This is a genomic window from Trinickia fusca (assembly GCF_003628145.1).
GTDB lineage: Bacteria > Pseudomonadota > Gammaproteobacteria > Burkholderiales > Burkholderiaceae > Trinickia > Trinickia fusca.
The window spans coordinates 171,423-194,382 of record NZ_RBZV01000006.1; the positions used below are offsets into that span (position 1 = coordinate 171,423).

9 protein-coding genes and 1 pseudogene are annotated in these 22,960 nt (G+C 57.5%); 4 read left to right on the forward strand and 6 right to left on the reverse strand.

Annotated elements, in window-relative coordinates; all coding sequences use genetic code 11:
• Positions 1-20 precede the first annotated feature (20 nt).
• The 3 genes from D7S89_RS16310 to D7S89_RS16320 are packed head-to-tail and all read left to right on the forward strand — an operon-like array spanning position 21 to position 1,879.
• Positions 21-239 (forward strand): hypothetical protein, encoded by a 219-nt coding sequence (locus tag D7S89_RS16310; protein ID WP_121278801.1) that lies wholly within the window; start codon positions 21-23, stop codon positions 237-239.
• Positions 239-1,375: a CyaA/EF/ExoY family adenylyl cyclase toxin gene (locus D7S89_RS16315; RefSeq protein ID WP_245982973.1), complete on the forward strand. Its 1,137-nt coding sequence runs from the start codon at positions 239-241 to the stop codon at positions 1,373-1,375. The genes D7S89_RS16310 and D7S89_RS16315 overlap by 1 nt, the downstream gene beginning before the upstream one ends.
• A 27-nt stretch (positions 1,376-1,402) precedes the next feature.
• Positions 1,403-1,879: a lysozyme inhibitor LprI family protein gene (locus tag D7S89_RS16320; RefSeq protein WP_245982974.1), complete on the forward strand. Its 477-nt coding sequence runs from the start codon at positions 1,403-1,405 to the stop codon at positions 1,877-1,879.
• On the opposite strand, the gene D7S89_RS16325 is transcribed toward D7S89_RS16320, so the two are convergent.
• The 5 genes from D7S89_RS16325 to D7S89_RS16350 form a co-directional block, all read right to left on the reverse strand.
• A complete protein-coding gene (locus D7S89_RS16325; RefSeq protein WP_147426686.1) occupies positions 1,876-5,232 on the reverse strand; it encodes a hypothetical protein in 3,357 nt (1,118 codons plus the stop codon). The two genes, D7S89_RS16320 and D7S89_RS16325, sit on opposite strands and share 4 nt — an antisense overlap.
• A gap of 1,291 nt (positions 5,233-6,523) precedes the next feature.
• Complete coding sequence (locus D7S89_RS16335; protein ID WP_183085232.1) at positions 6,524-7,504, reverse strand: lactonase family protein; 981 nt, start codon at positions 7,502-7,504, stop codon at positions 6,524-6,526.
• Between the two features lie 1,102 nt (positions 7,505-8,606).
• The gene (gene folE / locus D7S89_RS16340) at positions 8,607-9,263 is read right to left on the reverse strand and encodes a GTP cyclohydrolase I FolE (protein WP_121278811.1); all 657 of its coding nucleotides are present in this window, start codon (positions 9,261-9,263) and stop codon (positions 8,607-8,609) included.
• A gap of 16 nt (positions 9,264-9,279) precedes the next feature.
• A complete protein-coding gene (locus D7S89_RS16345; RefSeq protein ID WP_121278813.1) occupies positions 9,280-9,495 on the reverse strand; it encodes a hypothetical protein in 216 nt (71 codons plus the stop codon).
• 21 nt (positions 9,496-9,516) lie between these two features.
• Positions 9,517-9,900 carry a hypothetical protein gene (locus D7S89_RS16350; protein ID WP_121278815.1) on the reverse strand — a complete coding sequence of 128 codons (384 nt, stop codon included), beginning with the start codon at positions 9,898-9,900 and terminating at the stop codon, positions 9,517-9,519.
• Between the two features lie 417 nt (positions 9,901-10,317).
• On the opposite strand from D7S89_RS16350, the pseudogene D7S89_RS27900 reads away from it, so the two are divergent.
• A pseudogene (locus D7S89_RS27900) lies at positions 10,318-10,458 on the forward strand (IS3-like element ISKpn18 family transposase); the annotation flags it as partial.
• A gap of 127 nt (positions 10,459-10,585) precedes the next feature.
• Here D7S89_RS27900 and D7S89_RS16360 read toward each other — a convergent pair.
• Entirely contained in the window at positions 10,586-22,951 is a 12,366-nt protein-coding gene (locus tag D7S89_RS16360) for a cycle-inhibiting factor (protein WP_121278819.1), read from the reverse strand.
• Positions 22,952-22,960: the final 9 nt, after the last annotated feature.

A 22,960-nucleotide genomic window follows, 5' to 3' on the forward strand; every position in this document is an offset into this window, starting at 1 on the left:
CCTTTAGTGAGGGTTATGGCATGACGAGCATGGTGGAGATAGGGGCATTTCTTCGCAGACGTCACCTTGACGAGAAAATGCCTGCAAGCGTGATGGCCGATCAGCGTTTCCTGACCTGGTTGCGCGGGGCAAACCACCGGACGAACGTTGCGCGTGTCGATAAGGACACGCGCGAGGATTGCTCGGCCAAATTCATGGGCGAGCGCGTCAAAGTTCGACAAACTGACTGGAGTCAGTAATGCCTATTGTCAACTCTCCGCTCTCGTCTCCCGGTGTTCTCTCCACGGATACATCCCAACCGTCCTCCATGGGGACCGCGGTCTCGCACGCGTCGGATCTCGATCGGCTAGTCGACGGCATCAAAGACGAAGTCGGCATCGTTACCCGACACCTCAAGGTGCTACAGCAGTTCGCGATGGACAATAACTGCATTGTCGGTATCCGTCCGGTCGACAAGATGGCGACAGCATTGATAGAGCATGGCCATCCGACCAAGAACTTGCACATCAAGGGCAAGAGCGCGTCGTGGGGCCCTCAGGCCGGGATGATCTGCCTAGACCAGCGCTTCAGCAAACTTGAAAGCGACCCGCAGGAAGCCAAGAAATTTACTGAACAAACACGGCAATGCATAACAAACCGCGATGCCGTGGCTGTCCCCCTTACGGTTTCGCGCGCGCGCTTGGACGAGCTATTGGCACACAGGATTCTCGACTGGGTCTCGCTCGAAACGTTGCAAGGCACCAGGAAGCTCACTGCCAAGGGGCCGAGCGGTGAGTTTTACTTGTTCGATGCAAAACGTACGGAACGTGGCGGCGAGCCGTTCTATGTGATCACCCACCAAGGCAAGAACCTCGAGGTTCTCGCACCCCGTGCTGACGCGAAGCCGTTGACCGCCGACTATGACCTGATGGTCGTTGGCCCGCACTTGCGCGATCTCGGTCCGCAAGACAATTTTCGCAAACAGGACATCGCCAACGGCGCGGACCATGATATCGGCATTTCATCGAGCCGCATCAACTCCATGATCGTCGGTCTAAACAAAGCGCTGGTTGGCGACGAGGGAGAGCCCCTTATCCATCACGGCCCTGACTCAGCCAATCCTGCGGCTGCGCCGGACACCAACTATCCGGCGACGTTCGCTTTGCCATACCGGATTGGCAGCTTCGACGAGTTGTGTGTCATCCACTCGCCCAAGGAGCTCGCGACGCTGCTGCAGCAGGCGAAAGACAGTGGCTATCATGTTCCCCTCAATCCATTGTGGGAGCCGGAGGTTCGCAGCGTGAGACGAAGCAGTTACACAGAGGCGCGTGTACGCGTCAACCAGGAACTGGAGCGATTCGTCAACGGTCGCAAGCTCAGGTCGCGGTCGATTTAAAGTATCGAGAACATCAAGCATCCGTCAATGAACAACGTCCACCTCCCCTCCTCCATCGGGAAACGCCTCGCTTTCATCAGCGCCGTGCTGTTTTGCATGATGGGGACGTCGGCGCAGTCTGCCGAAACGGTGCCACCCGCCAGCAAGGCAGCGCTTCTTTATCGGCAGTGTCGCAACAAGAACACGATGGCCGAGCAGCGGGACTGTTATCCCGCCGCGATCAGGCAATCCGAAGTCGAGTTGAAGGCAGCGGAAAAGAAAGAACGTGCCAGCATGGCTGAGCTGGAGGCCATTAGTCCAGGCAGCGCCGAGATGCACCCGGTAAGGGCTTTCGACGAGGCGGCACGGGCATTTCGCACCTTCCGCGACGCCGAAAGCCAGCGCGTGCTGGCCTCTTACGGTTCCGGCAATGGTGGCGAACTCGCCGCATCCGAGACCGTCATCAGGATGAACCTCGATCGCATCAAGGTGCTCAGCGGTCAAACGGCGGAAAGCGCTCCCTAGACATCAATCGACGGCGAAGAAGGGGGAAAGCTGCCCTCGGGATCTCGCATGGCCTGCACGAGTTCCGGATGCTTCCTGCCGATAGAGAACGACTCGAGCGTGTCGCGCACTGCAAGCTGATGCTGAGCCATGGCGAAATAGTTGAGACCGTGGTTGCGCTGCGTGACGTACTGGTTGCCACCGAGCAACTTCAACGGGCGCCAGGAGCTTTCACGGTTCAAGATCCCGTCGATCTCGCGGCGGATCGCCTCAATGTCCGAATCGAATCGACGTCCCCCTTCCTCGCCGGAACGTTGCCGACGAATTCTGTGCAGTGACTCCGATAGAGCGGTCAATTGGTCGAGCATATTGGCGGCGTCGGGATGCAAAAACCAGCGCTGCGTAAAGCCCGCTGGATGTACGCCGCGCTCGACATCGGCAAGGTGCGTGTCGAGCGCCTCCCCACCCAGCAACTGTCGCCAGACGGCATCATTGTGCTTGATCGCTTTCATGTAATCGTCCGGCCGGCGATAAACAACATCGCGATAACAGAGCTCCGGCACGTAGCGGCCATCGTTCTGCGTCAGCGTTACCGCGACTTGATGGCCCACCTCGCCGAAGGTTGCCGACGTCGACAGCATCGGCAAGCTCGGCAGGGAAGGATCGTGGACCGGGTCTGCGCCAGCGATCTGGGGAATGGTCAGGCCCGCCGATGCCGACAAGGTACCGATACCTGCCGTACCCGACGCAAATGTCTGACGCTGCATGAGACCGCCCAGGTTCATCGTGCGCGTCTTCACCGTTGGGTTGTACTCGTACGCTGCCCCGGCCTTCGCACCTAGCTTGACCGATTCGGGCACGCCAACGCCCGCGTTCGCCGATGCGCTGCCGCCGATGCGCGACTTGACCGCCGACTGATCCTGCCAACTGAGCGTGAGTGTACGGTCATCGAAAAAGCGATCGACGAAGTCGTCCCACATCTTCGCGGGGGCGTGCGTCGAACCATCGGCGCCAGCCTGCCGAAGCATGAACTCGACGACATTGCCCAGCGTCACGCGCCACTCGTCCTTGGGCTGGCCATCGCAGTCGACCACGCGAGGCGAGCCATTCGGTCCGCGATTGATGCGCGCGCGCAGCAGCAATCCACGCGGCTGACTGATTTCGCCGCCGACGTTCGCCGCAAGCGAGGCGGAGAGAGACGCAACCGGCCCCAGGTTAGGGCCGACAGACAGTGTCACACCTAGATTGCCCGAGAACTGCCGTTCGGTACCGATAAACAGTTCGCCAGCGTGCGAGGAGGCACCGAGTTCGACGATCGCATGGCGCCCCCCTGTTGCTCGTGCCTGAGGCCCTGCGGCGACCAGATGCGGAACGATCGGCACGAGGAACGAAGCGTTGTTCAGCCCCATGACCGCCCCCGCCGAAAAACGAACGCGCTGATTGGACGGTATGGTGTCGACGATCTGCTTGAACTCGCTCCCGATCTCCTGCATGGTCATCGACTCCGGACGGAGCCGATCGCCGCGGTGGATCCTATCGGCTTGCTCGAACGCGGCATCAAAGCGCCCGATCGGCGAATCGACGTCTCGTGCTCCGGATGGACGCTCCAAGGCTTGGCGCATGGCTTTGAGCGTTTTGATCTTGCATGAAAAACCTGCCGCCAACTGGGACACATTCGTTTCGAGAATCTGGCGACGCGCCGCTCTCAAGCTCGTCCGCTGCGCCTCGTTAGGATTGGGAAACGCGCGCATGAGGATTCGCTGCGCCTCGTCGACAATCGTCATCGCCTCGCTGGTACTCGGCCGCATCGAGGCTGTGCTTGCTGTAGGTGCGCCACCGTTCCCCAATTGCAAACGGCGCATCCAAAATTCCAATTTGGCCGCGTCGAGCGCATAGTGAGTCATCCGCTCAGGATTGTATTCGCAGGACAGCTGGTCGTTCATGAACTCCGACAACGCATCGAGCGCGGTCCGCAGATGGGTGTCGAAGCGCGTCTGAAGCGCTTTGCGGCTGTTGCAGGCCAACGTGCCGAGCGGTAACGATGACAACGGTGACTTTGCCTGTCCGAAGTATTCGCGGATACGGTCGGCCAAACGGCGCCAGCGCGGCGGCGTGTCTCGCCCGCCCTCCGTGGGTGGTGTTGCCCCACTATGAGGGGCGAGCCCCGCCGCGCGAGGAATCCACTTGTGCGCCATCGCCGTGAAACGATTACGCGCCATCCCCAATGGGGTGCCGGGCCCATCTTCCCGAAACCCGTGCCGCCATGCGAAGAACGCGTTTTTCTCCGTGCGGGTCAAGTTTTGCACGGCCTGCGGCTCCTGCCAGAGCTTCCAGGCGGCGCGGGCAGCGCAATAGGAAAAGCTCGAGCCAGCCGCCGGCGATGCTCCGGCAGATCTTGCGATGCTCTCCGGCGTGACATAGGGTGCAGCGCCGCTCGACGCCAGCTCGTCACTTGCTTGAAGAAGCGCGCGCATGGCTTCGTAGCGCGGCTCGTCGGCGCTTCCGACAAGCCCCGGTTGCATGTGCTCGAGGGTGTCGTATCCCTCTTGCGACCTCGACAGCATCTGCGCAACACGCCACGCCCGCAGAGGTGTGCTGGACGTCCGCGCGACGGGTGCCGGTCGGCTGCTTTCCGTCCCTCGCCGAACGAGCCGTTCGCCAAGGTTCCGCTCAGTCAGATAGCGAAGCGTAGCCGTGGCGTGTCCTGGATGGCCCTGGCTTGCCGCGAAAAGCGCGTGTAAGAGCAACAATCGCCTTGCGCCCGCATTGGACATATCACCAGGGATCACCGCAGCGATCTCGCCTGCCAGGGTCCTCGCGGCGTCGTTGCGTAAGGCAGATGAGCAGCCCGTACCGACTGCCTGCGAGGGAGCAGCGAACAACGCAGCGGTATATTCGCGCAATCCGGGCAAGCCCACCATCGCCGTCAGCAATAGTGGCTCCGAGGTCACCCGTCGCACATGCGGTGCCAAGGGAAAGCGATCAACGCCCGCGGCACGTGTGAGGTGCTCGGCCGCGCGCTGTCCGACGTCGCGCATCCGATTCGCACCAAACGCGAGCTCTGCTGTTTGCCCAAGCTCAAATGCAGGAGAAAGCGTGGGGTCTCTCGGTCGCAGCGCCGGATTATCCAGTTCGGCCAGCCGCGGCCTCGAAGCAGTTCCGCTTAGTAATCCGAAAAGCTCCCACCCCCTGGTCTGTTCATGAATGCGGGCGGCGGGTGGCAGCCCCGAGATGGAAGAGGCTGACAGGTTCGCATCACTCGCCGTTGTGGGAGGGCCAGCCCCGCGATGCGTCTCCCCCGAATGCTGCCGCTCCGAGTCGAGCGAGCACTCGGTCAAATCACGGATCACCGTCAACGCAACGTCCTTCACCATGGCTTCCTCTCGGGAGTCATATCGGATACGCTGGATATGAGTGATTCCCAAGCCGCGAGAAGTTCGCTTCGATTACCGCAAAAAAAGAGCGCGCCGAAAACATCCGGCGCGCCTTCAATCGAGGGTTCCTAAGACGGATGACAAGGCACGGGGATGCACTCGCCATCTGGTTACAACGATAACTTCAGCAGCCCACGCGATTACAAAGAATTCTCAAATACGATGTCCGCCGGGTGGATGGGTTCATCGCAGCTAGCGCACAAATAGTCACGTCGCGCCACATTTCTTGACAGCTCGGCGCGTGCAGCACTGGCAGGATGCAAGGGTTACTTCCGAGCACCCTCAAAGGCAAGGCATGAAAGGCGGGCTGAACATGAAATCACGTGTGATTCTCTGCGGTCTGTCGTTCGCATTGACGTGCGCGTACCCGCTGTCATTAGCCGACCGACGCAGCATGGACGACTTTGAGCGCGCATTCATGATTCAATCCATCGACGCGGAATCACTGCCCGCCTCCCAAACGGCGCCTCATGACCGATGGCCTGGCGGGTTGCATCTGACGGAAGAGCCTCAGTGGGTTCTCCTGGCGGTAGCGCGCTTGCGGCTTGGCGCAAAGTGATGGCGGGTCGGCAAGCGCCAGTGCTTCGCTCGCCATGACGCGGATCGAACGCAACAAGCGATTCTCCACAAGGGAACGTGGGTCCAACCCACGTTCCCCGATTGGTTTTTGTCAACGACGGAATCGCCTTTCGGTAAGAACTTGGCGCAGCATTCCGCGATTCCAGGCTACGTGACATGGCCACGCCTACCTGAAATGGTGGTGGGTTAGCTGCGCCCGGATGAGTCCTGCCGCTGGCCGCGCGTCTGGAGCCGGTGCGCCGCTGAATGTTGCCGCACGTAGCACGGGGCGACGTTAAAATGCATTAGCCGGAACTCGATCTGACAGGTAGTCGGAGCCGATAGAGAAGATGCCATCAATGAGGAATGAGTTTCTCCTTGGCTAGTTCCAGTGAATCCTGGAAGGTGCGCATCGGCGTCTTGCCGCAACACCATCGTCCCTGTTGCTCATGTTCACTTCACTGTTGTACTCGTCGAGCCACCTGAGTCATAGCCGACTCGTTGCAGTTCGCCGCGCACGGCAATGCTTCGGGCTACGCCCTGCGCACCGCCGTGCGCCAGCACGATGAACCAACTGCTGTCAGATTAAGTCTAGGCTATTCCATATAAGCCGATGCCTTCGGGGAGATAGGGCAAGTCACGCGTTTTTCGAGCCACGCCGATATGCGTTTTCTTACTGTGTAACAGGGGCAATCTCCAGTGTGTTCGAATCGAAGTTCGGGATGAGCAGGGTCGTTCCATCCGGCGATATCGAGAGGCTGCGCGGAAAGATCCCGCTTTTTACTGTCTGCACGGCCAATGGGTTGGATGGTGTGCTGATATCGAAAATCGTCACGTTCTGAACCCCCTGTAGCGGCAGTCCGTTCGAGCCAAGGTTCGAAGCTTGTGATCGGTTCGAATTGCTTACCGCAACGTACTTTCCAGAGGGAAACATGGCAATGCCCACCGGCTCCGTCCCCCCCGAGTAAGCGACGGAAATAAAGGCATTGTTCGGATCGCTTCTGAGCTTGGTGGCATCAAACGCATAGATCGCATTGCTGGATCTAGCCGTCGCCCAGACCGTCTTGTTGTCGGGGCTGACTGCGACCCGGACCGTTTCACAGCCCGCGGCTACTGTGGAAATAATTGCGCTGCCGTCAGGTTGTGCCTCGGCTTGTGCAACGTCGATAACACTCACCGAACCGCTATAGGTGGTGCTGGATGTGGTCAGGGAGCATGCAAAGCCTGTTTCAGGATTACTGTATCCGGCCAGTTGAGCTACCGTTGATTTAAAACTCTCCTCGTTCGCGACATAGAGCGTGGCTCCGTCCGGGGAAAGCGTTAGACCAGGAATCGTGCTCTGCCCTGTCGATATGTTGCCCATCAAGGCCCCGCTCGCATGTCCGGTGCTGTCCTCCTGAATCGAGACCACACCGAGATTCCCCGTTGTCGTGGCGTTGCCGATCTTGCCGTATTCGTTGGCAACGAACACGTACTTGTTATCGTTGCTCACTGCTACGTCGATTGACCCGTTGCCGCTGGCTGAAACACTCGCCCCCTGTTGTACGTACACCGGCGTCGCATTCCCAGCAATAGCGTCCTGAACATTGATGAGTGCAAGCCCTGCTGTTTCCGCAGCGACAGCCAGAGTCGTCTGGTCAGGAAATAGCGCCATACCCGTTGCTTGCGACGTTCCCTGAAGGGGCACATACCCCTGGACTTGCCAATTTCCGGACGATTTGTTGAGGACTGCGATTTCCGCAGAACTGCTACCGGCGGCCCCCGAGTTCGACCCGCTACTCACGTTGCTCAGCGATACGAACGCATATTGACCGTCTTTAGTCACGACCGCTTGGAATACGTTCCCAGGTAAACTTAGCGTTGCTGCAGGCCCGATCGACAAGGTTGTAGCGGGCGGCGATTGCGTTGATGTGGGAGTGGAAGTCGGTGTCTGGGGGGAGGACTGTCCATCATTGCCACTGCTGCAGGCGGCAAGAGAGCAAACTAACAGGGAGATTGAAAGATATCTCATGGCAATTTCCAAATCGCTATTGATCCGTACCGTGGCAATGACTGCACGGGAAAGGTGAATTACTTAGCAATGCCTTTGTCGCTCCATGTTTATGGACGAGGGCGAGAGCACTGGGGATTTTCGATCAAGTACGAGTTCCTCCTGACGACAGGCGTAACCTTTTGAAGCAACGACATTGGCAAGCGTTAGACTGAGCGTCGCCCCAAGCATGCTCAGCTGGCGTTTTCAAAAAGTACGGCTTGCTTTGTTATTATTTATTGAAATTTTCAATGAAGATTTTTGCTTTCATCTCTCCATTCTCGCCAAATTCATCACCCCCGATCTCACGAGATGTTGAAAGAATTGTTGCCCTAGGCGCTTTTTGCAAGTATAGAGGCGATGATGCGGCGAGCGTATAGAAACGCTAAATATAAACTGTGAAATCTGTAACATGATGTAGTGATAACATCATTTTATAAATATTCAGAATCTGCTTTTTTGAATGGATTAAATGACGACACCGCAGTGCCCCATCGCCAGTGGGCATACAGGTGTCCCAACGCTACAGTCACGAATTTTGTGTGATTGGAAATGTCCCGCTGTTCTCCGCCATGGAAGCCAGTTCAGGAAAGCCGTTGACTACGTGGCATGGCCACGCGTCTCGAGCAGGCGCACGAGTGCATGGCATCAAATCATTACCTCCCTTCGTGTCGAAGTCACAATGATTCGATGCTCACCGCTTGACCAGATACGACGCTAAAAAGTACTAGCCAATCGCCCGCAAGAATTCATTACGTGCTTGAGCGTCTTGCTCAAACTCGCCCACGTAACATTGCGTCACCACGCGCTCATCGCCGCGTCGATCCTCGCCCATGAGGAGACACAATTGCTCCGCCTCTATCAGACAGGCCGCACCTCGGGCGTGCCCATGGATCATCAGCGCATTGGCGATCTCATGCGTGATCCATTCCTGATACGTGTATCGGTGACTGATGGCATCCACCATGCGGGCAATGCGCCCAAAGCCATGCAAACGTCCGCCGGGAAGATAGGCAACATGGGCGACGCCGCGAAACGGCAACAAATGATGCGGGCAGACGCCATGCACCGCAATGCTGCGGATCACCACCATGTCGCGGCGTACGTCCTCGAAGCCCCCACCCAGCGCTTCGGCAGGATCCGTCTCATAGCCGTCGAGTAGGCGCCGTTGCCATAGCTCGCGCACACGCTGGGCTGTCTTGCCTGTGTGCTTCGCGTCGATATCGATGCCGCTCGCAACGAGCAGATCCTTCACTGCCTGCTCGAACGCCACCGCGTCGAAAGATCGAGCGCGGGCAATCGATCCGTCGCATACCTTTACCGATCGATCGGCCGCGTCGCGAGAAGACGCATCGCCGCCGTCGAGTTCGTCCCACTGCGCCATTCCCCGCTCCTTGGTTCTAATGCATCGGCACGGCCCTCGGAAACACGAGGACCAGTATCAATCTGAGGAAGCCATAGGCAAACAACAGCGCCAAAAGAACGATGGCGACAGCTTGCGCCGCCGGCCAGCTCGAGCTACGAAGACCTTGTGCCTCGTCGATCTTATTGTCCGGCGCAACGCAAAGCGCTTTCACGTCGCCGAGACCTGCACGATGGGTCGTCTTTGTTCGCATATGCCAGATCCAGAGAGTGAATTAAGGTGTTCCGCGTGAATCCTTCGCCAACACCACCTCAGAGCCACTCCGAGCATCCTCCTGAACGCCGAAGTCCCAGCAAAGCCGATACCCGTTCACTTGCCGGCCCATGAACCCTCCGCGGCGCCGCTCGATCGCGCCAACCATCATCAGTTCATCTTCCGCGCGCCTGAGCTCCGGGACCGACATGCCCGCGAGCTGCGCGATGGCATGAGTGCGGATTGATCGATACGCCCCGAAGTCAAGCGCGTGCACGATCGCCAGCGCCAACTTGAATGCCAACTCCGACGCACCGCGACTGCGCAAGTGCTCAAGAAACGCCCGCTTGCGCAGCGGCAACGCTTCCCATGACAGTTCCGACGGCTTGACGGTCGCTTTCGCCATTTCGATATCTCTTCTTTTAAATTGGCGGCTGCTCTATTAGAGTGAGAAACCAGACCATACGCTTCGCCCATCGTGGCCATGGCGGCAGTGCTCTCGCGCTTCACACGCTCGATCAGCTTCTTCGTTTCGTTGCAATCCAATCGCTCACTCGCCTCTCCTGCCTCATACATCATGCCTCGCGCTTTCGGCCCATGGCCCCCGCTGTGCGAGCCGCAAAGCTTCAGAGGCCCTGGACTCACCATCCCGGCAGACTACTCAAGATTGGCCTGGCGATCGTGAAGAATCGTCAAAGGGAGCTGAATGGCGATTGTGGAGGCGTCCACCGAGCGGCGACTCCCGATTCAAATGTCAGGGTTATGGCGATCGGAATGGAATATCGACGCAAGCGACAACCCTCGCGTCACATGCAATCACGGCGAGACGGGCGTACGGCGCTGGCTGGCGCAGTATGACGCGGAATGCGCGGGCGGCGAGCCGCTGACGGCTGAACAGCAGCGCATTCGGCAACTGGAAGCGGAAAACCAGCAGCTGAGCGAGGGCAACGCTCTGCTAAAAAAACGTCGGCCTTCTTTGCCCAGAAACTGAAGTCCCATCGACTGACGAGCTCGCCGTTCCGACGTATAAGTGATGCACGAGGGCCGCGCCCCATTGTCGCCTGGTGCGCGGCACATTCCCTCATGCGTCGCTACTGCATTTTCCCGTTTGATTCAAAGAACTTCTGAAAATTTATACTTGAATTAATCATCTCAATGCATGACATAAAAACACCTTCGCCACCACTATCATCTGCAACGCTCGCACGCAGCCGCTGCCCTTCGCCCTCATTACTCAAAATATTGACAAGATTCGCTCTAATTCCATCCAGCGCTGGATAATGCTTCAGGAAATCGTCCACCCCTATCTTGCCCAATGCAAGCCGACAGATTCGATAATCCAGGCTATCGACCTCTTCATCAATGTCATGCGTCCGCGCAAAGTCGATCATGGATGCAAGATCCGCGCTTCGATCATGCAAGGCGGCGTATTTCTTCGCGTCGTTCTCCACGGCCTCTTCCGGTTGAGGGGGGTAGAGCCTGCGAGATTCGTTATCCAAATCGAGTGCTTGCTCTTCCGAAATATGCCCCTCATAAGCCAGCACCGGTACCCGGAGCTCGTTGGCGATCACCTGCGCAGTGGATAGGTTTGCACCAAAAAATGATTTCCCCCCGTAAGAAGCTATCAAATGAATCGCTGACACCTTATCGACTTGATATCCTGCAAGCCCACGTATCGCGTGCGCAAATTCGATCGCGTCCATTCCATTGGTATTGAAAGGCAACGCGTGCACCGCCACATCGATGGCGGCGGCATCGAATTGGAAGCGCTCGGACGCACCCCGCTGATGACGACGCACGCTAACCATTTCCCCGGCCAAAGACGAAATTCCCAACGAACCACTCTCGTTGGTATCGGGATCAAAGCCTAGTATGCCCACCAAACGATCCTCCTCCGTCGTTGGCGCCGCTGGGGGGCGCGCCGAATCAAAGGCATATCCGGCCTGAACGCTCAGCTTCTCGCTGCGCCCGGCAATTTCAAGCATTCCGTCAACAAACTGGCCAAGCTCTTCACTCACTGCGATTCCACCGCCTGACAATCCCCCTCCGAGCGTCGATTGTGTGTCCAGCCCACTAAATCTTCCCCCGCCGATAGCGACCATCACGAATAGCGCTTGAGCGCCGCCGTGAAGCGCAACGAGTTCACCCGGCCGAACCTCATTCAACCCCTCGAGACTCCTCACGTAGCGTGGTTCTGAGATGAAACGACTAACGCCCCCCGTCGCCCGAGCCGCTCGAATCTCCTGACACAGCCTGTCCGCATTCGCCTGACTCACAAAGCCCGCCATCCTCAGCACATCTGCGGGGAACCGGTCCCCCCGGTCATTAGTGTCCACGCTTTGCGCTCCACGCCTCGGTCTCGCCCTCCCACGATCCAGAAATAGGGTTCTAGCCGCCTGTCGCAAGCCAGGGTGTACCTCCGACGCCCCTCTAAACACGCTCCTGCCGCCCGCCGTCATCTCGGTGGCCAACGGCCTGGAGCGCGTCCCTGCTTCTCCAACGACCTTCCCGCCCATTTTCATGAATTCACTAGCGGTGATAGGGTTTGCTGCTTTGACAGCAAGCGATCTGACATCCCGGAAATATTCCGTCATGTCGTTTATCTGCTTGAGGCCGGCCAACACAGTTTGTATGCCAGCATGCCTCATATTGTATTCATCAAGCTCAGCCGGCGCAATTCCGGTTCTATCAATAACATACTGTCTAAAACCCAGGTCTCTACTTACAATTGTTCGAGGATGCGCCACGACATGATTTATGATCAGAGCACTAGGATCCCTGCCAGAAATGTCGCGCGCATAGACAATCTCACACACCGAAACAACTTTGTCAGCCTGACCGGCTCGCCCTTTCATCAAAGTAACAAAGCTTGAAATCGCCATATCAGCACCACCCTCGCGCGCGGTTTTCAAGGCATCATCGCTCAACTTTAATCCAATCTTAAAATTCCGCGACAGCGCCTGAATGTTCTCACCACTGTACTCACGCAAGAGGCCCAACATTTTTCGATATTCATCCCTCATTTCACGGATCCCAGAATATATGAGATCATCTGAGGGCAAGCGCTTCGCCTTCGTTATTGTCGGCCCCGAATAAGGCAACGTTTCACAATCTCTCGCCGGAATATATCGCCTGCTGGTTGGATCGAATTTTTCAATCCGCTTATTTTGTGAAAAAAAGGCAAGCTTTCTCCCGTTCCACCAGCCCAGACGAACCTCCCTTGAGAGATTCAGCATCGTAAAATCGGAACGAGTTGCAGCGGCCCCAGCCTGCGCGGCTACGTTAACGTTAGCCACTTGACTAGCTGCTTGCGGCTTCCTGAGGAGGCCAAGCGGGTTATCGGTTTGCGCGTTGATCCCAATCGAGTGCTCGCCGAAACCTTGCACATCAGGCAATTTGAATCCACCCCGTCCGCTTGCTCCCGCCTCCAGCGCCGTAAGCAAGCATATCTCCTGGACACCATCGCCGAAACCGCGACCCATCCAGCTATTATCGACGGCGATTGCGTATCCTCCGCCCAAACTAAGCATCGGGTGCGCCTTCATGCCCCCATCGGCTGCCGTAACATCCAATACAATGCGACTCCCCTTGGGAATTCTGCTCAGCCCATATTTGTCCGTCACCCTCGCCCACTCTCCACCAAGAAAGCCGGACCGCCCGCCTTTCGTGATGCCGCTCGCTCCGCCTTCCCTTTGCAGTTCGAGGACGAAATCCCAACTGTTTCGGGCCGTGCTCGCGCCCGATTCCGATTTAAGGCCCCTTTCGACGGCGAGGTCAAAGGTTCTCGACAATGCCTTGTTCTGCTCCGCGACAACAAAGGCGTCGGAATGCCAAGTCGGCCTGACCAGTATTTGGGTGCGCTCAAGGGTCTCGAACGGATTCGCCGTCATCGAGAAATGATCCTTGCCAATCGCCGAGTGTGACGGCTTGAATCGCTCATCGCTCTCGAAGTACTTCACCAAATGCTTATCGTCGGCGGCGAACGATCTCCTCACCTTCGACAACCAATTCTCCTTCGTGTCGAATATCGCATCCTGCATATCCCCGCGCTTGAATTGACCCGCCGAGATATCGACCGCGATTTCAACACCCTCTTTTTTGGCAAAGACAGCAAAGTGATTGACTGGCGCAGCGTAATCCGCGCTCCATATCCCCAATTCCCCGAAATGAACGTTCTCATACCCGCCCTTCGTCAGCAGGTCGGTAACCTTCTCGGCACACCGATCGCACTTCGAATCCGGGGCCATTCTGTATTCGTCCAGCTTCGCATCTCGCTTCAACAGATCCCTAGTCGCGTCAAGCACGCTCTGCTGGTGCGATGTCAATTGGGCAACCTGTCCAGTTGACGCTTGAAGCGGCTCGACGGTGCCCGGCGGCCGATCGCGAGTGATGATGGTTCCGGGAGGACTCAAACGTGCTCCCTCCGCATGCCGAAAATGCACCCTCGGAGCAATAGGGAGACAGTCCGTAAGTGCCCGCACATGCCGCGCTCCGCCCACTTTCGGGGCGCAAGCCGCCCGGGCCCGGATTTTCGTCAGATTGGAATCGAACTGATCCGGTGAGTATTCGGAAAGAGTAAGCGTCCAAGACGGGCTCGCCCGTTTGATAGACTCCGGCCTGATCGTCAACGACAACGCGTCGTCACCAAAGACCGCCCTCAGCAAGCGCTCCTGCTTGTCCGCCGGGTACGACACGAATCGGGAATCATATAAATCCTTCAAGTCGACCAATTCAGTAGGCCTTTCCCCTCGTATATTTATCCAGCTTTCAAAATCCCCCCCCCTCATTACATTCGATTTTGATTTATGCCCAGACCAAAGGAGATAGATATCTCGGTCGGTCGCACTCCGCATCGAGGCAGGAAAATCGATAACAAACTCGACTCCGATACGATGATCTCGCGCAAGCGCCACATAGCTCTTGCCATCGACAAATTCATCCATAAGCATATGAAATTTCGCGCCGTGCCATTTTGGCAACTTCAACGGGTTGATCGGCGTATCGCCCTCCACCATCAACTTGAAGATATTCCTCGCAAAAATTTCTTCGGACGGCTCCACCGCAGCGCGCGCTGCGGCATCGGAGATTAAATGTCGATCAACAATCGCGGAATTCAAATCCCCATTAAATACGACGGAACGCGAAGCTTCATTACCCAGAAAATCACATATCGCGCGCATCCGAATTGAGCGATCCGAGCGAACCCAATGACTCCCCATCGATATTATTCGACTATTAATGCTGCGGAAATCATTAATTACATCATCGCGACTCCTACCTACTTTCACCTCGCTAAGATAGTCTTCGGACAGAACCTCGATTTTCACTTCATCGTTACTTCTCGCAAGAATGGCGTGCGACTCCCCAACACGGGCTGAGAATTTTTTCCCCGGTGCCTCAGCATAGTCGAAGACCCCAACATTAGGCGCAGCTTTTCCGATCTTCGTTCCTTCTTTTCCTAAATACGTGATGACCGCTTGATCATATGTCGAAAATAGATCGACGAGACTGTCGTTGTGAAGTGCCAATTCGCCGACCAGTTCACCCGTCAGCACCTTATGGCTCTCGATAAGCGCGTGCACGCCCTCTCTCCCCGTTCGCCAATTGGCGTCGAGCCCTTCCGCGTTACTCCTCAGCCCCGCATGGTATACGTAGAAGTGATCGCCCCTGACTGCGTACACCACCGTGCACCCCGACAGATCTCCGCTGTAAGCCAAAATCGGGGTGTCCTTGCCAACAGCATTCAACGGAATCTTAGTTGCAACCACGCCTGAGTCACCGTTGGCGACGGTGATAGTGACTACATTATCAGGAACGGCCTGCTTCCCTTTCCTTGTTAGCATTTGGGTGCCGGATGAAAAGTCAATAAATTCATCAAAATTTATATTGCGATCCCCAGCCTGCATTCTTACCGGACTCTGCATATGCAGCGGCCCTTTTTTTTTCGGACCTCCACCGAGATCATCATACCGATATGCCTCGAATTTAAACGGCGGAATCTCTAGACCCGTTCCTGGCTCCCAAAAATGTGGCCCGCGTCCCGCCATTGACGAAATGTCCCCAGCGGCCAGCCTCTCAAAGCGGTTCGCACTACCGCTCAGAGGGAGGCATCCTAATAGGGTGTCGGCGAGACCTCTCTTGACACGTCCCGTCGCCGGCGGACATGGGTCGCCGATTTTATATGGCTCGGCGCTGCCGGCGCGCATTACCATAGGCTGCTTACGTGAAATCGGATTTAATATTGCGCGCCCCTCCTCGATTGCCTCGTTTCGCACCATAAGACTTGCGCGCAGCTCCACCGCCTTTCCATCTCCAACAGAAACCGTTTTCAAATTCGAGAGATCAGCTATATCGTCTTCTACAATATTCCTGGCAATTTTCGAAGCCTGTGATGCACCCCGCTGGTTCATGTATTGTCGAATCCTCTTCGCTTGATTCATCACAGGATTGACGACCCACTCCGAAGGAAAAGGCAAAGCCAGATCGACCACTGCGTGCAACCCATACGCCGCCGTCTTCATTCCGATCGATGACCACTCGGCTGATTGCATGGCCAGCTCGAGGAAAACGCACTCCTTCAGCGAAACGCGTTTCCCCAGCGCCGCACCGGCAAGCTTCCTATCTATTCCCTTCAGAATCGCCTGCCGAACGAGCTTCTCGCCTGCCGCCCCCAATCTGGAAAATTGTCCGATCACTGGGATGACTGACGTGACCACGCCAATAACATCCCACGAAAGGCTTCCGACGTCGAGCTTATGCTCCGGATCATGGATGGATCTATTGGCTTGATCATAAAATGGGATTAGCTCTAGAAGAAAGGTCCAGAAATTTCTATTCTGATAAGCCTCCTTTAAGTTACCAACCCAATTCGTCAGATTGTCTTTCATAACGTCATCCACGGCGGAAAGCATCGTAGCGCCGGATCGCGGGTACTGTTTTTGGATGATGTTCCGCCCCTTCCATCCCTTTCTAGTGGGCTCGGGTCCCAGCAACATAGGGTATCCCTCTACCGTTCTAGCGCTACGGTATCTTGTTGCTGGCTCGTCACGGAACATCAACGCTCGGTAAGCGTCGCCCCAAAGCGGCTTCAACAACGAATTCACGAGAACCGTCCCCTCTATATTCCTGTCTCCAACTGCATAGGGCAGCCCATTGGACAACTTTATTTCACTAAGGACAGGATTGGCGTCAACCTCGTCCTTCTCGAAAATCTTCGCGATTGGATTCATATTCAGCCCGGAGAGTGCCAATATCCTTCCATCACTCAATGGAATAAACCCTATCGAGCCCCCAACCTCTGTCGCGGGCCCGAGATTACTATTTTCATAGAATTTTCTATTTTTCGGCCTTGGCCCGCCGAGCTCCTTTATTTTCGGGTCCGCTCTAAAAAACACATTCAAATGAGCATAGACTATCCTTTCCGGCTCCATTTTACTGATTTGATAATCACTCAACCCCGCCCTCTCCAGCACCGAAATCGCAAGCCTTTTTACATCAAACTCCAAAAATTCGTTCTTATATTTTGTGAATTGCGAGAAATAATCCCCCCAAGTGGAAAAATGACTACTTTCCTTGAAAGCATCTATCCCACTGTAATTCTCAGGCTCCTCGTCTAAACGACGTCTAAAATACTCACTTTTGCGCACAGCAACGGAGAAATCATCCCCTAGCTTCGACGAACACCGGATGTATTGTGCAGACGGGTCTACATTTCCGGAAATTCTGCAAAATGCTATGGAAGCGGCTTTTTCCAAATATATCTTCGCCTCGTCCGACACGCCGGGATCTTGCCTGATCAGCGAATAAGCAAAGATCTTTTCCTCGTCGCTCAACGTCGGCGCCCCCACACCATACGCCTTGATCGCCAATTCGACTCCAATTCTTTTGGCTTCGAATGCCCGGCGGTCGCCAGAGTACTTATGATGCAAGTCCCCGCGTTCAAGAATTGCACGTGAAATTGAGTAATCCTGCATGGCCTCGGCCACCAGATTTGCGAGGTGGAATTTTTCGATCTCGAGCGCTTCTATTTGCACATCGGTAGCCTTCAGATCTGCATCTCGACGTCCTGGATACAGGTAGGCGGAGGTCAGCATAGCCGGACGGCCCGGCTGAAAAGCGATCACCGGCCCGCTCACGAGGTTGTCCCTTCCCCTTTGATGTACGAGTTGCCGATCGCCAAGAATTCTGATTCTTTGCTTCAGTTCATTTATCAATATGCCTGGAATGCGGTCAAAATTATCTTGCGCACTCGTTAAACCCTCAATGATCCTAAATCCATTCTCAGCACCCAGAATGCCTAATAGATATACACTCTCCGTATTGTCAGCCCCCTCAACACCACTATCGCCCCGCTCAATCAAGCGGCGCTGCTCGATATAAGTGTTATTCAGGCGATCCTTGATACTGTAAGCTGATTTGTAATTTTTAATCGCGTCTTTCTGCTCCTCCGTCAGCGCCGCTCCCACGCCGTCGAGATATAGCGCAGCTGCCGGATTCGATCGAGATTCCTCTATCTTCTCCTGCACGTATTCGAGCGCGTCAATCGCCGCCATTCTTAATCCCACGCTGGGAGGGCGCCGTTCCCGTCCGCTGGCCGCGGCGAGACTGATAAGCGCGGCGTGGAATTCGAGCAGGTATTGCAACCGCCTTGCCTCATTCGATCCGGTGTGACTTTTCGAAAGAACCCGATTGAGTATCGCCGAAAGCTCCGCTTCTTCATGAGCGTCGTATCGTGAGAGATCGAGCTCCTGCTTGAGCGCGACCGTCAACGGGTCCTTGGACATGGATGAAGAGGCTGCCCGATCCATCGACGAAACTGACCGGCGCCACCTGACGCCTGGGCCTTGCGCCTCGAGAAGACTGTTGGCCTGCGTAAGCAGAGACTCGAGCTCGGGAGCGGGCTTGTTATTGGCTACGACTTCGTCGTCGCCGCTCACGTCTTCAGCAGGCTGGGAATCCTGCGAAAACAGCTTCCGATACAGAATCTCTCCGCCAACCGCGTTCGCCAGCAGCAAGGAAACCGCTATCAGCGGCGACTTGGCCAATCGCAGACCGCTTGTTACTCTGGCCGTGAGCGAATCAGCCCCTTCGTGACTTCCCTCGAGTAGGGGCTCCACGGTGTCGTTATAGACGCGCTGAGTCGCGGCCGCACGCGCCGGGTCGCTGTTCTCGGGCTCGACGAGCCTCGTCATCTGGATCGCCGCGTCTTGTGCGGTTGGCTGCTGCGCAGCTTGTGCGCAGCGCAGCTTGTAGGCCGCCGCCCCCACCACGGCCGCCGCGATGGTCGCCTGGGCCGCACGAAAACCGATCTGGGCAGCGCTCAGCTGCCCGTCAGCTTTCAACGCCCCGCCGTCCTTCAAGAGCTTTTCCACGGCCGGCGTATAGGTCGGATCGTTGAAGTCGGGATATGGATCATCCACGCTTTCCAGCCACGGCATGGCGCCAGCTCCAGTCATTTCCGGCTCGGGGGGCGATTTCCCAGCCTCGGCCGATGCGCCGGCCTTGAGCCAAGCCGCGGCTTCGGGGTGCTCCGTCGACAATGCCTCCCGGTCGGCCTCGGACAGATGCGAAAGCAGCTCGGATGCCCGTTCGTGATCACCAGCCGCTGCAGCCTGAAGAACGTGCTCGGGCTTGACGGCAATAGCTCCGGCGTCCGCCACTGGAAGTTTGATGGGATCAAGCCTCGAGAGGCTCGTGTAGAGCGTCGACCCGGCCGCCTTCAGATGCCCAAACATGTATGCGGGCAGTGCCATCGCAGCAGTGCCGGCGGCGCTCGCAGCCGAGGCAATGGAACCCGCCGCAGACGACGCGCCCGTCACAGTGGCCTTGGCCCTTTCCCAGGTTTCGCTGCTTGCGCCGTTCACCAGCAGATCGCTCAGCGAATCCGCCACGTGCTGCTCCAACTGATCCCGCAACGCTCGGATCGCCGGACTCTGACTGCTCATCAGCATCGCCTGCACGCCCTTGAGCCACTCGGTCCACGATTCCGTGGCTGGCAAGCTGCCTTTCTGCGCTTGAATTTCGCGCAATGCCGGCAACAGCGGAACGAGTCCGATGACGTTCCTCAGCCCTGCTGCCGCTGCCTGCGGCAAGTAGCCGTTAAGCGCGTCGACAACGTGACCGAGCTCCTCCTTCGCTTGGTCGGCGCTCGACGGGTCGGCGGACTTGCCGAGTGCGTCGCAGAGCTTCCATGCAACGGTTGCCGACATCACGCAGCGAATGAGCAAGGTTTCCGAATCTTCGCCGGATGTAGCATAAGCCGATGCCGTCTTCAGCACGTCGTGCCACTGCTCGCCTCGCAGCATGGCGGCCGTGACATCGGCCAACGCCAGATAGCGCTTGGCCGCACCGAGCTGATCCGGCAAGAAACGGGTGGCCATGTCCTTGAACACCCTGGCAATCAGCGCGGCCCTTTCATCCCAGCCGAGCCCGGCCCAATTGCCTATCGACGCCGCCTCCTTGCCCCATAATTGCACGCCTGCGTCTAAAACCGACTTCAGACCGGGGGCATACCCGTACAGAGCAGTAAGCGCAGCGCCTTCGATCATCGATGGCGAGTGAATTTCCCACAGCGAATGCAGCACGTCCAAATAATCGGAAGCGGACCGATCCCCACCTGCGACCTTCAGCAACTGCTGTAGCAGCTTCATGGTCTGCGGCGAACAGCCGAGCGTCTGCTCGATATTGGCAACCAGCGGCGCAAAAGCGGCGTGCGCCTTCAACTGGTCCCGCGCCTTGAACAGCCAGTCGGCCTGATCGATATAGCTGGCGTCCGAGGGAAAGCGGCTTACGAGCCCCACCAGCTCCGTAAGCGTCCGCCCGTCACTCGGCAAATGTGGCTCGAGCAGACCGGAGAGCGTCGGGTTCTCGAGCAATCGCATTGTCGCCGCCATCCGCTCACCGATGCCCGCCTCGGAGAAAAAGGCGGTGCGCAAATCGCCGGCGGCGCCCGCGAGCAGCTTCACGCTCTCGGCGGACGCGTCGGGCATGAGCTCTCGCAGCAAGCTGTTGTCCAGCACATCGCTCAACCCACGAAGCGATCTTTGCTCCGACAAGTCGCGCAACGACTTCAGAAGCGCAAGGAACGGCCGTGCGACGTCGAGAGCGGACATCCGGCTCGCTTCCCAGCCTGCCGCCGCGCCTGCCGATGAGACGTCGTCACATACCTGAATGAGCCAGTCGAGCGGCCCCTTATCCGTAGCATGTTCGCGTGTCACGCTCCGGTGAAGCTCCTCGCAAAACGTAGCCAGCTCTCTCGCTTGCTCGGGCAACAGCTTGCGCAAATCGGGATGCTGGAGCGCGTCGATGAACTGCCCCACGGATTGGCACGCTGCCAACGACGACAAGTGTCGAATCAATGCGAGGCCCTGCTCCGCTGACGCGGCCCGCTGCTCGCCGAGCAGTTGGGCCGCCATAGGGCTTTCGGCCACTTTGCTCAACAACGCCAGAATGCTCGAACCCGTCAAATTGCCGGATTGATAGTGGCCGTACATCTCGCTCGCCTGCTTCACCCAGCCCAGCGCTTCACTCGCGCTGTGGACGTTGGCGCTCATCTCCGACGGCAGCAGCGCATGGAGCTCGGAGCTGGCTAGCCAGTTTTCGAACGCGTCGAAGCGGGAACCATCTCCTCCAAGATGCCGCAGGGACCGGAGAAACTCGAGATACGGGCGCGCCTGATTCAACACCTCGAGCGCCCGCTCATTCGCCAGTGCCCCTGTTTGCCCGCCAATACTTGCATGCACCGAATCAAACGCGAATATCAGCTTGTCTAGCGGGCCACCTTCCGGAAGATCCGTGCCCAGCTTCTTAGCGAGAGAAAGAATATCCGCAGCCGCTTGACGAAGTCCGGCCACCGAATTCGGGAGATATCGGTCCAATCGCGAATCGGCCAGCACCGCGTCGAACTCCGCCGAAGCCGTGTGCCGAACAAGCGACGACAAGGTGTCGAAGAGCTCGAGTCCCTCCTTCACAGAAGGCAGGGTGCCTGCCGGAAGCAACCCCGTCAGCAAGGAATTGTTCGACAGGCGGTCTACGCAATCGGAAAGATCAGCAACCGTCAAATCACCGGACTGATAGGCGAGATGAACCTTGCGCATCGCCTCGATACCTTCACGCACGCCCTGCACGGTGTCCCAATAGCCGCGCATCGATTCGGGCAAGTGCTCCGGCAGGCACTCGCTTTCGACGGCAACGCGCAAATACGCTTCCAAGCCCGAGCCTTCTGGAAGCGCGCTCAGCCTTTCCTGAAGTTCGACTGCGTGCCGCAGCATGCCGATCGCGCTCGAAAGATGCCCCGGCACCCCATCGATACGACTCAGAGCGGACAGCACCTGATCGATCCCAGCTCCACGCGGATCCTTCAAAATCGCCAATACGGACCTGAGCTGCTCCCTGACTTCGATGGCCTTTGGGGCGAGCCCTCCCCGCGACCCGGCCTTATCCAGCCGCTCCACGATGCTATTGAGCCGCTCGAGAAAAGACGCATCGCCCCTCTTGCAGATGCCATACAGGTCCTCTCCCAGCGATTTATCGTCCGCTGCGAATCTCGCTATCAGCGATGTGACGACACGCGTTGCGAGCGGATAGCCAAGATGGGAAAAATCACCGAGATCGACCTCGGCCACTGCCGCCCGGGCCGGCCGCTCCTCGAACGCTTCATTGATCGCGCGCTCGAACTCCTCCGCCGACAGCCCGCGAATCAACTCATCCTCATCGGAAGACACGTAGGCATCCGAACTCTCATCCCATCGCGCCCACAGGCGCTGCGCATCGATCTCGCCGAGCGTGAATTCACTGTCGGAATCGCTCTCGCTTACAGAGGATCGGCTTAAGCCCGAATCGGGCAAAGCCTCTTCGCGAGCGTACTCGATGGCTCCCTTGCGCGGGACCGAAGTGGAGCCGGGCAGCACACGCGAAGCCGCAGGATTGCGCAACGATAAATCCGCGGCCCTCTCATTCGCCACGCAGTCATCACGCGTCGCGGATATTCGTTCGAGTTCGCGCGCAGACTCATCCCAGTCGATGCGCCCGCCTCGCGCGCGCAGCGCTTGCACGATCTCGTCGGGCAGTGCGCCGATCGGGTTGCCCCTGACGTCGAGATGCTTGAGTGCCGGCAATTGCCGATGCAGATCCGGCGGCAATTGCGTCAGCTCATTGTTCAGCAAGACCAGATCTTTCAGACCACTTCGCAATTGCTCCGGCAAAGGCGGAATGTCGGCCAAGCACAGCCCCGTCAGGTCCAGGTATCGAAGCTGACGATCGGCGGCAACCCGCACCAATTGGACTGCTTGATCGCGCCGTTCAGACCCGTCCGGGACTTCCCGCCGCCACTGATCCAGACAATCGCCGACACCACCGGCAGCAATCAGTTCGTGTGCATCGACAGCTCCATCTATTCCGGACGCTGTCTGGTCGGTTGCATTGGCCAGAATCGACGACGGCAAACACTGATTTTTCATGGCTACTCC

What these genes read in the sequence shown, in the direction of transcription:
- D7S89_RS16350 (WP_121278815.1), bottom strand. Translation starts at nt 9,900, where the DNA reads ATGGCGAAAGCGACCGTCAAGCCGTCGGAACTGTCATGGGAAGCGTTG.
- D7S89_RS16325 (WP_147426686.1), bottom strand. Translation starts at nt 5,232, where the DNA reads ATGGTGAAGGACGTTGCGTTGACGGTGATCCGTGATTTGACCGAGTGC.
- D7S89_RS16320 (WP_245982974.1), top strand. Translation starts at nt 1,403, where the DNA reads ATGAACAACGTCCACCTCCCCTCCTCCATCGGGAAACGCCTCGCTTTC.
- D7S89_RS16345 (WP_121278813.1), bottom strand. Translation starts at nt 9,495, where the DNA reads ATGCGAACAAAGACGACCCATCGTGCAGGTCTCGGCGACGTGAAAGCG.
- D7S89_RS16335 (WP_183085232.1), bottom strand. Translation starts at nt 7,504, where the DNA reads ATGGCGCTATTTCCTGACCAGACGACTCTGGCTGTCGCTGCGGAAACA.
- D7S89_RS16360 (WP_121278819.1), bottom strand. Translation starts at nt 22,951, where the DNA reads ATGAAAAATCAGTGTTTGCCGTCGTCGATTCTGGCCAATGCAACCGAC.
- D7S89_RS16310 (WP_121278801.1), top strand. Translation starts at nt 21, where the DNA reads ATGACGAGCATGGTGGAGATAGGGGCATTTCTTCGCAGACGTCACCTT.
- D7S89_RS16315 (WP_245982973.1), top strand. Translation starts at nt 239, where the DNA reads ATGCCTATTGTCAACTCTCCGCTCTCGTCTCCCGGTGTTCTCTCCACG.
- folE (WP_121278811.1), bottom strand. Translation starts at nt 9,263, where the DNA reads ATGGCGCAGTGGGACGAACTCGACGGCGGCGATGCGTCTTCTCGCGAC.